Raw genomic sequence first — 13,198 nt, forward strand, 5'->3', positions numbered from 1 at the left:
CTAACAACTATTGTAAATAGTCCATCTATACATAATCTGAACAGCGTCCTATTGCAGTCTTGGAGATCTTTTTATTGCAAAAAAAACAGGGATATGCGCAATAACTCGCATATCCCTGTCGTATTTACTACTTAGTGGAAAATAAAAATAACATTGTACATCTTATAGACTAGCGTGATCACGTTTGGTGTAAGTCTTACGCTTCTCCAGAAGCTTGTTCAGCGCATCAATATAAGCGCGGGCACTTGCTTCTAGAATATCGGTGCTAAGTCCACGGCCTTGTGCAGCTACTTCTCCCTGCGAAAGCACCACATGAACCTCACCCTGCGCATCTTTACCACGGGAGACCGATTTAATCGAATAATCTCCAAGGGTAACTTCCTCATTCGTGGCTTTATCAATAGCATTGTAGATGGCATCTACTGAACCATTACCTTCGGCCTCAGCTACAATCGGCTGGTCTTCCGGACCCGCAATAATAACCTTGGCGGTTGGAACAGCTTCATTACCATAAGTAACGAACATCGTTTGCAGCTTAAAGACTTCTGGCGTATCAATTAATTTCTCTTCAATCAAAGCCAAAATATCTTCATCTGATACTTCTTTTTTCTTATCTGCCAAATCCTTAAATCTAGAAAAAGCGGTGTTCAGCTCTTCTTCGGACAAATCATACCCAAGATCACTCAACTTATCGCGGAAAGCGTGCCGTCCAGAGTGTTTGCCGAGTACCAGCTTGCTCTCTTTAAGTCCAATAGTCTCCGGTGTCATGATCTCGTAGGTAGTTTTCTCTTTTAGCATCCCGTCCTGGTGAATACCCGATTCATGAGCAAATGCGTTAGCTCCTACAATCGCTTTATTCCCTGGAACCACCATACCTGTAAGCTTGCTGACCAGACGGCTTGTGCGAGAGATCTCAGATAACGTAAGCGATGTTTTTGCACCAAAAAATTCAGCCCGTGTCTCAAGCGCTAGCGCAACTTCTTCAATCGCTGTGTTCCCGGCACGTTCACCGATACCGTTGATCGTTCCTTCGATCTGATCTGCACCATTCTGAATCGCAGCCAGCGTATTTGCTGTAGCCATACCAAGATCGTTATGACAATGGGCACTAAGCTGTACGCGTTCAATATCAGGCACATTCTCTTTTAGATATTTAAAGATAGCTCCGTACTCCGAAGGATTCAAATAACCTACAGTATCCGGGATATTAACAACATTAGCGCCTTCCCGGATAGCCATGCCGACCATTTCAGCCATGAAATCATACTCCGTACGGCCCGCGTCTTCTAATGAAAACTCGAGCTTAGGGAAATATTTTTTAGCGTATCGGATAGCAGACTGTGCAGTTTCCAGCACCTGAGCCTTATCCATCCGTAGCTTATGCTGGCGGTGAATAGGAGATGTAGCCAGAAAAATATGAATACAAGGGTCCTGCGCTCCCTGTAGTGCTTCTTTTACAGCATCAATATCTGTCTCTCTAGAACGAGAAAGGCCGATTACCGTGACGTTCTTCACAGCTCTTGCCACCGCATTAACAGAAGCTAGATCACCTGGAGAAGCTGCAGGAAAACCCGCTTCCATGCGATCAATTCCCAGCTTCTCTAACTGGTAAGCGATCTCCACTTTCTCACGCGTGTTGAGGTTCACACCTGGTGACTGCTCTCCATCTCGCAGTGTCGTATCGAACACATAAATTTTCCGCATGCTAAGCACCTCCCAAAAATTGTGCTGAAACTCTCAAATGCGGCTCGCAAAGTCACGGCCGCATTTGAAGGTAATACTATTTAATCATAAGTATGATTATGATTATTTCTTAATCCAGTGCATCATTTCACGCAATTGGCTACCTACAACTTCTACTGGGTGAGCAGCTTCGTTGCGGCGAGTAGCGGTAAGGAAAGCACGTCCGGATTGGTTCTCAAGGATAAAGTCACGAGCGAATTTACCTTCTTGAATATCTGTCAGAACAGCTTTCATAGCTTTTTTAGTATCTTCAGTTACAATACGTGGTCCAGTTACATAGTCACCGTACTCAGCAGTGTTACTGATAGAATCGCGCATGCTGGACAATCCGCCTTCGTATACCATGTCAACGATCAGCTTCAATTCGTGCAGACATTCGAAGTAAGCCATCTCAGGAGCATATCCTGCTTCTGTCAATGTTTCGAAGCCAGCTTTGATCAGTGCGGATACACCACCGCAAAGTACAGCTTGTTCACCGAACAAGTCAGTTTCGGTTTCTTCACGGAAGGAAGTTTCGATAACCCCTGCGCGTGTACAGCCGATACCTTTTGCATAAGCAAGACCGATTTCTTTAGCTTTTCCAGTTGCATCTTGTTCGATAGCAATCAAGCCAGGAACGCCAAAGCCTTCAACATAAGTACGACGAACCATGTGACCTGGAGATTTTGGTGCTACAAGCAACACGTCTGCATCTTTAGGAGCAACGATTTGTCCAAAGTGTACGTTAAAGCCGTGGGAGAACATCAAAGCTGCGCCTTTTTTGAGGTTTGGTTCTACTTCATTTTTATATACCGAAGCCTGTGTTTCATCTGGCATTAGGATTTGCACAACATCTGCACGGGATACTGCTTCAGCTACTGGCAATACTTCAAAACCGTCATTTTTCGCAGTTTCAAAAGATTTACCTTCACGAAGACCGATGACAACTTGAAGACCACTGTCACGCAGGTTTTGTGCTTGGGCATGTCCTTGGCTACCGTACCCGATTACCGCAATTGTCTTTCCTTTTAATACACTAAGTTCTGCATCCTGTTCATAGTACGTTGTAACTGCCATTGTCAATATCCTCCTTTAATTTGAGACCCATCATAAAGAGCGGGTGCTTCAAGAGAACTGGAATCATAGAAGATCTAGCTGCTCCTCAAGCTCCCGCTCTTTAGCGGGAAGTTCATTCATATCATATCAGATTAATGCAATCAAGCAGTAATCCGTTAAAGTCGCAAAATAAACTATTTAAGAGTTACCGCGTACCATAGCCGTAATACCCGTGCGAGACAGCTCTCTGATTCCATAAGGTTTCAAAAGCTCGATCATCGCATCAATCTTCACTGTATCTCCAACTACCTGTACTAACAATGTAGTGCTGCCAATATCAACAACTGAAGCCCGGAAGGTTTCTACAACGCCCATAATTTCCGGACGCTCACTTGGATCGGCATTCACTTTAATCAGAGCCAGCTCACGAGCAACCATGGGCTTAGATCCAAGATCAACGACTTTAATTACATCAATTAACTTGTAGAGCTGCTTCTCGATTTGTTCAAGCGTATGCTGGTCTCCAAGAGTAACGATAACCATCCGGGACAATCCAACCTCTTCAGACTGGCCAACCGTTATACTCTCAATATTAAATCCGCGGCGACCGAACAAACCCGACACCCGTTGAAGCACACCCGGCTGGTCATTTACGAGTACAGAAATCGTATGTCTTGTCACTGTTATTCATCCCCCATCAGCATATGATCGATGGTTGAACCTTGAGTTACCATCGGGTAGACATTCTCGTCTTTTGGAACAACGAATTCTACCAATACTGGACCCGGTGTTTCCAGTGCTTTCTGCCATGCATCACGTGCTTCTTCCTTATTCGTCGCCCGTAGACCTTTTACACCATAGGCCTCAGCCAGCTTAACGAAGTCCGGACTGCCTGCGAGGTCTGTAAAGCTGTAACGTTTATCATAGATAAGATTCTGCCATTGGCGAACCATGCCAAGCACCTGATTGTTAATTACTACAATTTTGACTGGTATATTGTTAATCGCACATATCGCTAGCTCTTGGGAACACATTTGCATGCCGCCATCACCATTAATCGATACTACCAACCGTTCAGGATGTGCCATCTGTGCACCGATAGCTGACGGGAATCCGAAGCCCATCGTTCCAAGACCGCCTGAAGTAATCCATGAACGCGGATGATTGAACTTATAGTATTGTGCAGCCCACATTTGATGCTGACCAACATCCGTTGTAACAATCGCTTCACCTTTAGTGGTGTCATTGATCATTTCAATCACCCATTGTGGTTTAAGCTCTGTTTCTGAATCCTTATACCGAAGCGGCTGATCTAGCTTCCACTGAGCAATCTGTGTTCTCCAAGCATCAGCATTAGATGCGCGGCCAACCTCAGGATTCAGCATTTCCAATACCGTTTTCACATCGCCTACAATCGGAATATCAGGTGATACATTTTTCCCGATTTCTGCAGGGTCTATGTCGATATGCACGATTTTGGCTTTTGGCGCGAAGCCGTCCAGTCTGCCAGTAACACGGTCATCAAAACGTGCACCGATATTAATGAGCAAATCGCACTGTTGGATCGCATTATTCGCGGTATACGTACCATGCATACCCGGCATTCCCATCCAAAGTTCTTCTGCACTAGGGAAAGCTCCGAGACCCAGCAAGGTTGTAGTAATTGGAATCTCTGTCCGTTTCACGAATTCGAACATAGCTTCATGTGCTCCGGAGTAAATGACTCCACCACCTGCAATGATGATCGGACGTTCAGCAACCGCAATCGCACGAACCAATTTATCAAGCTGCAGTTTGTTTGGAACTGTACAAGGATTGTAGCCCCGAAGATTCACTGTTTTCACTGGTGTGAACAACGTCTTCGCTGCTGACACGTCTTTCGGAATATCGATCAACACTGGACCTTTACGACCGGTATTCGCCACATGAAAAGCTTCATGTATAACACGCGGGAGATCCTCAACATCTCTTACAAAGTAGCTATGCTTAGTAATTGGCATCGTTATCCCGGTAATGTCTGCTTCCTGGAAAGCATCTGTACCGATCAGGCTGGAGAATACGTTACCTGTGATTACAACCAATGGAGTGGAGTCCATATATGCTGTAGCAATACCTGTTACAAGATTCGTTGCTCCGGGACCTGAGGTAGCTATACATACCCCTGGTTTGCCACTTGCTCTAGCGTAACCGTCAGCTGCATGAATAGCACCTTGCTCATGACGTGTTAACACGTGATTGAAATCCGTAAAACCGTACAATGCATCATAGATGTACAGTACAGCTCCACCCGGATATCCGAATACAGTGTCTACACCTTCTAATACAAGGCTGCGGAGTAATATCTCGGAACCGGAAATGACCTCCGGCTCCATCCATTTTTCTTTTAACTGCTCAGTAGACCGTAATTCCGGTATTTGCGCGCTCATCAGTATTCCTCCTCCGATATTTAACATTCATTATGCAAATGACGGACCGTCCTTTATACATCAGCAAATGGTTCCTTATAAAACAAAAAAACCTTTCGCCTCCCACGCACAGTATTAGCGCGTGAGGGACGAAAGGTTGATCTTCCGTGGTACCACCCATGTTTGCATTACATCTCGCGATGCAACGCCTTATCAGGTATACAAAAATCCATCGATGTAGGCAAGGGCCCTAATCTCTGTAACCTGAAGTCCCTAACGCGGACTAAACGATTTCCCCTAATAATTCCACCACTCTAGCCAGTAGACCTTTCAGGAAAACAGCTCCGAGGTGAGCTCGTATATAAGGGATTTCGGTGGAGGTTGCAGCAGATCCTCACACTCTCTGAGCAAAAGAGCCCTTAAAACTTCGTCCTCATCATTGCCGATACATGTATGTTCGATAAAATGTTTAGACACATTATATGATTCCTAACATGGATAAGTCAATACCCTTATTTTTAATATTGTCACAACTCCTACTTCTACGTGCTGGGAACCCCCACCACGCTCCCGACATATGATGTACGACAATGCGTAGAAAGGGGGCGCTCTATGATCCGTTATCGTCGACCCAAGCAGGATGACGTCATTATCCTTGATTTAATCGAGCGACAGCTTGTACCATTATCTCATTTACCAAAGACTGAAATTGCCAAAATCAAAAAAGATATCCCCCGTCGTCTGGGACACGGTATCACCTTAGTCGCCTGTCCCGACTATGAGAGTGATCCAATGGGGTTTGTCCATTTCCTGCTGCATGGTGATTTACTTTATATCGATATGTTAGCCATAGCACCCGCAGCACGGCGCAAACACTTGGGGAATATGCTCATGGATCGAGCAGAACGATTTGCACTATCACGCGGATGTCATCGGGCTAAGGTATCCGTCGATTTAGGAAACACAGCAGCTCTTGCCTTTTATCAAAAATTGGGCTACAGCGTAGCCCGTTATCAATCCCTAAGCTTCTGTTACGAATTGGAGAAAAGGTTCATCTAGTTAAATCGAATTTCAACTGAACTTAAAAGAATCCGAAAGGTGGATAGGGTGTGCCTCCGTACCCGTAACCTCCATAAGGATTACCATAGCCAGGACCTCCGCCATAAGGCGCTCCACCGCCATAGCCACCACCAAAAGCATAAGGTGCTGTACCAATAGCTAGCAAATCAAACAACACTAAAGGAATGATTGCTTTGGTTTGTACTTTTTTACCACTTACGCGTTGTAATATCAGACGATTTCCGGATACACGAAGCAGTTTCCCTGTCACCTGAGTACCGTCCTTTTTTACTGCAATGATCTGCTTACCTACGAGTCTCATAACCTGCTTCTTCGTAACTGGCTTAGTCATATGATCCCCTCCTAAATGTTTTGTACGCCTCTCATTTGCATCATCTACAAAACAGTCTATTCGATGGAAAGGACCTTCGCCTGTACACTTGCCCTCCTGCCTCAATGTTTATCCTTGCTGATCCTAATAAAAAAGCCGTATTTCCGGGAAAAGACCGGAAATACGGCTTTGAAAAGTTACATTTCTATCGCTTACCAGGATCGTATGGCTGTCCTAATGCCTTAGGAGCAGAGGATCGGCCTACAGCCCCTACCAGCACGATGATAGTCAGTACATAAGGGATCATAAAGATAAACTCTTGAGGAATATTTTGTGACCACTCATACAATTGAACATAGTTGCGGATCGCTTGGGAAAATCCGAAGAATACCGCTGCACCAAAGGCACCAAGTGGATTCCATTTCCCAAAGATCATCGCTGCAATGGCGATAAAACCTTGACCAGAGATTGTATTATGTCCAAAGGTTCCGGTTGTTGTTAAAGTGATTGTAGCTCCACCAATACCCGCCATCAATCCACTCAACATTACACCGATATATCTCATCCGATTAACTTTTACACCCAGTGTATCTGCAGCACTTGGATGCTCACCTACTGCACGCAAACGCAATCCAAATGGCGTCTTAAACAGAACCAAATAAATAACGATGACCAGTATTATGGCCAGATAAGTTGTAGGATAGGAATTAAAAATCCCTTCACCAATCACTGGGATTTTGGAGAGCCCAGGAATTGCAACCTTGCTAAATCCGTCAATGATCGGAGTTTCAGCAGATCCATCAAACAGGAGCTTTACCATATAGAGCGTGCTTCCTGCAGCTAAAAAGTTAATAACCGTACCACTAATCGTCTGATCAGATTTAAAGGTTATAGATGCAACCGCATGAATTAGTGAGCCTAGCACACCAACAGCTATAGCACAGAGTACACCAACCCAAGGAGCCCATTCGCCCATACCAGCGTCCTGAGCATAATAACCGCCTACTGCTGCCGCAAAGGCACCAAACATCATCAAACCTTCAAGTCCAATGTTTACGACACCGGAACGTTCAGAGAAGATGCCGCCAAGTGAGGCAAAAATGAGCGCTGTGGAAAAAACAAGCGTTGTATTAAGCAGTTGACCTAACGTCTGCAGATCCATCTATAACACCTTCTCTTTCTTGCGCTTGAAGTAAAAGGGCTTAAGCACCCAGCGCACAATCCCTTGTGCCGCAATAAAGAATATGATTGAACCAATAACGATACGAATAAGCTCTGGTGGAACATCTGCAGCAAAACTCATACCCGCAGAACCATAAGTCAGCGTACCGTAGAGAATCGCAGCCAGAATAACACCAAGTGGATGTGTTAAACCAAGAAGAGCAACAGCGATACCATCAAATCCATATCCTGGCGATGCCGCGAAAATAGCTTGATAATGGAATACACCAAGCACCTCTCCTGCTCCGGCCAGACCGGCGAATACACCACTTATGAACATTGCCTTCATAACGTTACGTCCAACATTCATCCCTGCATATTCGGCAGCATGTGGATTGTAACCAACTGCACGCATTTCGTAGCCCTGCTTGGTCTTCCATAAGTACACATAGAAGAATACCGCTGCAGCAAGAGCAATAGCTGTACCCCAGTGTAGACGTGCATTATCAAATATCGAATTCAAAAAGGTCATGGAAAGCGAGGCCGGAATATCCTCGGAACGATTTTGTCCTGGAAGCAACAAAAAGTTTCTAACGATATAATTCGACAGGTAAAGAGCAATCCAGTTTAACATGATTGTGGTAATAACTTCGTTAATCCCACGTTTTGCTTTCAAATAACCGGCAATCCCTGCCCATAAACCACCGCAGACACCCGCAATAATTACAGCAAGCGGGACAAGCAGGAAGGATGGCAGACCTGCCATCTTAATACCCACCACTGTTGCCGCTGTCATACCAATCATTACTTGGCCATCTGCCCCGATATTAAACATCCCTGAACGGAATGCGAAAGCTACGGCTAGCCCTGTAAGCATTAATGGTGTCATTTCGCGCACAGCTTCACCAAAGTTATACAAATTACCAAACACACGTTTGAACAGTGCGGAGTAAGCAGTTATCGGATCATAACCGCCCAGAAGCATAACTATTGCTCCCACAAGAAAACCAAGCACGATGGCAACCAGAGGAACGATGTAGCTGTCAGTTGTGAAGATTTTTTTGAACTTATTCAACTGCCTTACCTCCCCGCTGCAAGCTGCCTGCCATCATAAGACCCAGTTCCTGATCATTCGTATCTTGCGGGAACACTTCACCGACAATTTTCCCTTCATAGATAACAGCGATTCTGTCAGAGACGTTCATAATCTCGTCCAATTCAAAGGAAATAAGTAGAACAGCCTTTCCTTGATCACGCTGAGCTATGAGTTGCTTCTGAACAAATTCAATAGCCCCAACATCTAGACCGCGTGTAGGTTGTGCGGCAATTAACAATGTCGGATTTTTATCTATTTCCCGCGCAATAATCGCTTTCTGTTGATTTCCGCCGGATAAAGAACGTGCTTTGGTCTCTATTGAAGGTGTACGTACATCAAATTGCTCTATAAGCTTCGCTGCGTACTTATCAATGACATCATTTTGCAAAAAGCCATTTTTGTTGTAAGGACTCTTATAATAGGTTTCCAAAACCATATTCTCACTCATGGTGAAATCAAGCACTAACCCATGCTTGTGGCGGTCCTCAGGAATATGAGAGACATTCATCTCTGAAACCTTTCGCGGTGATAAATTAGCAATTTCATTGCCAGACACGGTTATCGAACCCGAATCAATTTTGCGCAGACCTGTAATGGCCTGGATCAACTCACTTTGTCCATTACCATCTACGCCAGCAATCCCGAGAATTTCCCCTGCTTTAACTTCAAAGCTAAGACCATCCAGTACGGAGACCCCATCTTTACTCTTACTGCTGACATCCTTCAGTTTGAGTACAGATTGGCCAACCTCAGGAGCCTTCTTGTCCACTTTGAAAGTTACGCCACGCCCAACCATTTTTTCAGCTAGCTCATTAGGATTGGTCTCTGCGGTATTCACAGTATCAATTACTTTCCCACGTCTAATAATGGTGACCCGATCAGATATTTGCATGATTTCTTTAAGCTTATGCGTGATCAAAATAATGGATTTTCCCTCTGCAACAAGCCGCTTCATAATCGCCATGAGTTCCGTAATTTCTTGAGGCGTAAGTACTGCGGTCGGCTCATCAAATATGAGAATATCCGCTCCACGGTACAGGGTCTTCATAATTTCTACCCTTTGCTGCATACCTACCGAAATGTCATGAATAACGGCATTTGGATTCACTTGCAGGCCATATTGCTCCGATAGCTTCCGAACCTGTTCCGCAGCGGATTTATAGTCAATTTTAAGACCTTTTTTCGGCTCCATCCCAAGAACAATATTCTCGGTCACCGTAAAAGGCTCCACAAGCTTGAAATGCTGATGAACCATACCAATACCAAGCTCAATAGCTTTATTGGGGTTATCAATAATAACCGGTTTCCCGTCGATTTCAATACTGCCTTCATCCGGTTGATACAATCCAAATACAATGTTCATCAAAGTGGACTTGCCTGCACCATTCTCACCAAGCAATGCAAGGATTTCACCCTTTTTAAGCGTCAAGCTAATGGAATCGTTAGCAACAATACCGGGAAAGCGTTTTGTGATTTGCTTCAACTCTACGACAGGAGCCGCAGCACTCATGGAATCACCCTCATCACAGAATATATAACTACCTTATAGACACGGATGTACCGCCCTTTGTAAGGCGGTATATCTATGTTCCTCTTATCATAACCAGTGCTTTAACAAGGAATAAGGCCAGCACAACACCGGCCTTATTCTTTGATCCTTATTGTATTGCAATAAATGGAGACTAACTATTACTCGGAAGGAACAGTGATTGTTCCATCAATGATTTGTTTTTTGTATTCTTCAACTTTAGCCAGGATCTCTTCAGAAACGTTGTCCTTAGTATCAGAAATACCTACACCATTATCTTTCAGACCAAGAACGGTTGTAGTACCACCCTTGAACGTACCGTCAATTACTTCTTTAGAAACTTTAAGAACAGCTTCGTCTACACGTTTGATCATGGAAGTCAAAGTAACGTCAGTACCAAACTCGATGGATTGGTCTTTATCTACACCAATAACCCATACTTTAGTACCGCCTGCTTTGTTACGAGCTTTAGCTTCGTTGAATACGCCATTTCCTGTTTGTCCAGCAGCAGGGAAGATAATGTCGTTTCCGTCGTTATACAATGTAGCCGCAAGAGATTTACCAACGTCTGGTTTGTCATAACCACCAGCATAAGTAGGTGTTACTTTAGCTGAAGGGTTAACTGCTGCTACACCAGCTTTAAAGCCAGCTTCAAAACGTTTGATTACAGGGCTTTCCAGACCGCCGATGAATGCAACTTTGTTAGTTTTTGTAGTCAGACCAGCAACCACACCAACCAAGAAGGAACCTTCATTTTCGGAGAAAGTAACGGAAGCAACGTTAGGAGCTTCAACTACGCTATCAATGATAGCCAAGTTAGCATTTGGGTTCTCAGTAGCTACTTTTTTAATTGCGTCGCCAAGATCAAAACCAATACCCCAAGTCAAGTTGTATCCATCTTTAACGAAGGAGTTAAGGTTTGGCTCATAGTCAGCATTTGATTTACTTTGCAAGTACTTAACGCCACTACCTGTTTCTTTTTCAAGAGCTTGCAATGCTTCCCATGCGGATTGGTTAAACGATTTATCGTTTACGCCACCAATGTCAGTAACCATACCAAATTTGAAATCGGATTTAGGTGCGTTTGTTCCTGCATTGGTTCCTGCATTAGTTTCACCTTTAGCGGCGTTGTTATTGTTGTTTCCACAGCCTGTCAAAACGACTGTAAGAGACAGCAACATTGCAAGAGATAGCTTTAAACCTTTTTTCATTGAATGTAATCCCCCTTAAAATATTGGATGTCTTCTGTGTTCTGCTTGGACATTCCATTAGTTCAAATTATAACTGCAATAAAATCTAAAATCCAGTGCATAAATGACCTCAGGTCAATAATAATTTGCACTTTTTAGCAAGTAACCGCTTTCCATGACATAGCATGTTACAGTTATGTCTGGTTAATGTCAGAAACCCTGATTTTACTCTGTATAGTATTCCAACACATTACAAATATTATTGCACACTTAAGTGTTTTCTATTATTATGATTCCTTAGTAATTGCACTGAAAGGAAGTTATCAGATCATGACCGAAGAAATAAATCCACAAACAACACCGGCCTTCAAATATTGCCGTGAATCCCGTGTCTTCAAAACCGGACGCGTTTTCCCTAATGATGTCAATAATCACAAAACATTATTCGGTGGCAAGCTTATGAGCGGCATTGATGAAGTAGCCTCCATTTCAGCTATGCGCCATTGTCGAACTAACGTCGTCACAGCCTCTACAGACTCTGTAGACTTCTTGAGACCCATTCGCCCTACTGACTCCGTATGCTTTGAATCCTTCGTCTCCTGGACCGGACGGACAAGCATAGAGGTGTTTGTGAAGATCATTTCAGAAAATCTATATACTGGAGAGCGCGCTGTCGCTGCTACTTCATTCCTAACCTTTGTCGCAGTCGAAGAGGATGGCACGCCTACTCCGGTCCCAGCTATCATCCCAGAGACAGACGAAGAGAAGCTGATCAACGAATCTGCTAATGAACGTTCCGAGCTACGAAAAGTTCGCCGCAATATCAGCAAAAAACTCGCCGCTCAATTAAACACCATAAAGTACTGGGAATAGCTCTGCAGATGCAGAGCTTTTTCTTTTATGTAGGGAATGTCAACGCTGCTCCATCCCTATCTTACCGCACAAAAAAAGCACCGCTGCATGGGCAACCCGCAGGCGGTGCTTTTCGGTTATATTACAACACTTACGCGTTGATTTTCTCTTTAGCAATACCAGCCAAGGAGTTGAATGCGTTAAGATCATTCACAGCCAGATCAGCCAGCATTTTACGGTTAACTTCTACACCAGCCAATTTCAGGCCGTATACAAGCTTGCTGTAAGAAAGACCGTTCAAACGAGCTGCTGCATTAATACGAACGATCCACAGTCTGCGGAAGTTACGTTTGGTTTGACGACGGTCGCGGTAAGCGTAAACCATCGATTTCATTACTTGTTCTTTAGCTGTTTTAAAAATACGGTGTTTAGAACCGAAATAACCTTTTGCCAATTTCAACACTTTTTTATGTTTACGACGAACTACAAATCCGCCCTTAACTCTTGCCATATTAATAAACCTCCCAAAAATGTGTAATAAACTATTTCAAGTTAGCCAATCCTTGTTTCAAACGTCTTACATCCCCAGGGGCCATTACTGGATTTCCGTTCAGAACGCGCTTAGCGCGTTTAGATTTGTGGGACAGCAAGTGGTTTTTGTGAGCTTTGTAACGTGTTACTTTACCAGTTCCGGTAATTTTGAAGCGGCCTTTCAGGCTGCTGTGTGTTTTCATCTTAGGCATGGTGTTTCCTCCTTGAATATTATGCGGCGCCAAATTGCAGATAAGCAAGTGACTC

13 protein-coding genes are annotated in these 13,198 nt (G+C 44.1%); 2 read left to right on the plus strand and 11 right to left on the minus strand.

Annotated elements, in window-relative coordinates; all coding sequences use genetic code 11:
* Nucleotides 1–162 precede the first annotated feature (162 nt).
* The 4 genes from MKY14_RS20715 to ilvB all read right to left on the minus strand — a co-directional run bounded on the left by MKY14_RS20715 (nucleotide 163) and on the right by ilvB (nucleotide 5,204).
* The gene (locus MKY14_RS20715) at nucleotides 163–1,704 is read right to left on the minus strand and encodes a 2-isopropylmalate synthase (RefSeq protein WP_038569217.1); all 1,542 of its coding nucleotides are present in this window, start codon (nucleotides 1,702–1,704) and stop codon (nucleotides 163–165) included.
* A gap of 102 nt (nucleotides 1,705–1,806) precedes the next feature.
* Nucleotides 1,807–2,799 carry a ketol-acid reductoisomerase gene (gene ilvC / locus MKY14_RS20720; protein WP_036679485.1) on the minus strand — a complete coding sequence of 331 codons (993 nt, stop codon included), beginning with the start codon at nucleotides 2,797–2,799 and terminating at the stop codon, nucleotides 1,807–1,809.
* Nucleotides 2,800–2,976: 177 nt separating this feature from the next.
* A complete protein-coding gene (gene ilvN / locus MKY14_RS20725) occupies nucleotides 2,977–3,465 on the minus strand; it encodes an acetolactate synthase small subunit (RefSeq protein WP_170914191.1) in 489 nt (162 codons plus the stop codon).
* A complete protein-coding gene (gene ilvB, locus MKY14_RS20730; protein WP_036679490.1) occupies nucleotides 3,462–5,204 on the minus strand; it encodes a biosynthetic-type acetolactate synthase large subunit in 1,743 nt (580 codons plus the stop codon). The genes ilvN and ilvB overlap by 4 nt, the downstream gene beginning before the upstream one ends.
* A 591-nt stretch (nucleotides 5,205–5,795) precedes the next feature.
* On the opposite strand from ilvB, the gene MKY14_RS20735 reads away from it, so the two are divergent.
* The gene (locus tag MKY14_RS20735) at nucleotides 5,796–6,242 is read left to right on the plus strand and encodes a GNAT family N-acetyltransferase (protein WP_036679492.1); all 447 of its coding nucleotides are present in this window, start codon (nucleotides 5,796–5,798) and stop codon (nucleotides 6,240–6,242) included.
* Nucleotides 6,243–6,264: 22 nt separating this feature from the next.
* Here the strand turns inward: MKY14_RS20735 and MKY14_RS20740 are convergent, their stop codons facing one another.
* The 5 genes from MKY14_RS20740 to MKY14_RS20760 all read right to left on the minus strand — a co-directional run bounded on the left by MKY14_RS20740 (nucleotide 6,265) and on the right by MKY14_RS20760 (nucleotide 11,569).
* Nucleotides 6,265–6,594 carry a hypothetical protein gene (locus tag MKY14_RS20740; protein ID WP_076128060.1) on the minus strand — a complete coding sequence of 110 codons (330 nt, stop codon included), beginning with the start codon at nucleotides 6,592–6,594 and terminating at the stop codon, nucleotides 6,265–6,267.
* A 184-nt stretch (nucleotides 6,595–6,778) separates the two neighbouring features.
* Nucleotides 6,779–7,735: an ABC transporter permease gene (locus MKY14_RS20745; RefSeq protein WP_036679496.1), complete on the minus strand. Its 957-nt coding sequence runs from the start codon at nucleotides 7,733–7,735 to the stop codon at nucleotides 6,779–6,781.
* The gene (locus MKY14_RS20750; protein ID WP_076107269.1) at nucleotides 7,736–8,809 is read right to left on the minus strand and encodes an ABC transporter permease; all 1,074 of its coding nucleotides are present in this window, start codon (nucleotides 8,807–8,809) and stop codon (nucleotides 7,736–7,738) included.
* The gene (locus MKY14_RS20755) at nucleotides 8,802–10,340 is read right to left on the minus strand and encodes an ABC transporter ATP-binding protein (RefSeq protein WP_036679500.1); all 1,539 of its coding nucleotides are present in this window, start codon (nucleotides 10,338–10,340) and stop codon (nucleotides 8,802–8,804) included. Before MKY14_RS20755 ends, MKY14_RS20750 begins: the two co-directional genes overlap by 8 nt.
* Before the next feature lie 179 nt (nucleotides 10,341–10,519).
* A complete protein-coding gene (locus MKY14_RS20760) occupies nucleotides 10,520–11,569 on the minus strand; it encodes a BMP family lipoprotein (protein WP_076107271.1) in 1,050 nt (349 codons plus the stop codon).
* Nucleotides 11,570–11,878: 309 nt separating this feature from the next.
* On the opposite strand from MKY14_RS20760, the gene MKY14_RS20765 reads away from it, so the two are divergent.
* Nucleotides 11,879–12,421: an acyl-CoA thioesterase gene (locus MKY14_RS20765; RefSeq protein WP_051491073.1), complete on the plus strand. Its 543-nt coding sequence runs from the start codon at nucleotides 11,879–11,881 to the stop codon at nucleotides 12,419–12,421.
* 130 nt (nucleotides 12,422–12,551) lie between these two features.
* On the opposite strand, the gene rplT is transcribed toward MKY14_RS20765, so the two are convergent.
* Both rplT and rpmI read right to left on the minus strand, forming a co-directional pair.
* Nucleotides 12,552–12,911: a 50S ribosomal protein L20 gene (gene rplT, locus MKY14_RS20770; protein WP_036679505.1), complete on the minus strand. Its 360-nt coding sequence runs from the start codon at nucleotides 12,909–12,911 to the stop codon at nucleotides 12,552–12,554.
* Between the two features lie 31 nt (nucleotides 12,912–12,942).
* Nucleotides 12,943–13,143, minus strand: coding sequence for a 50S ribosomal protein L35 (gene rpmI, locus MKY14_RS20775; protein ID WP_036679507.1), 201 nt, complete (start codon nucleotides 13,141–13,143; stop codon nucleotides 12,943–12,945).
* Nucleotides 13,144–13,198: the final 55 nt, after the last annotated feature.

The sequence above is a fragment of the Paenibacillus sp. FSL R5-0887 genome, assembly GCF_038002305.1.
In the GTDB taxonomy this organism is placed as follows: Bacteria; Bacillota; Bacilli; order Paenibacillales; family Paenibacillaceae; genus Paenibacillus_AQ; species Paenibacillus_AQ odorifer.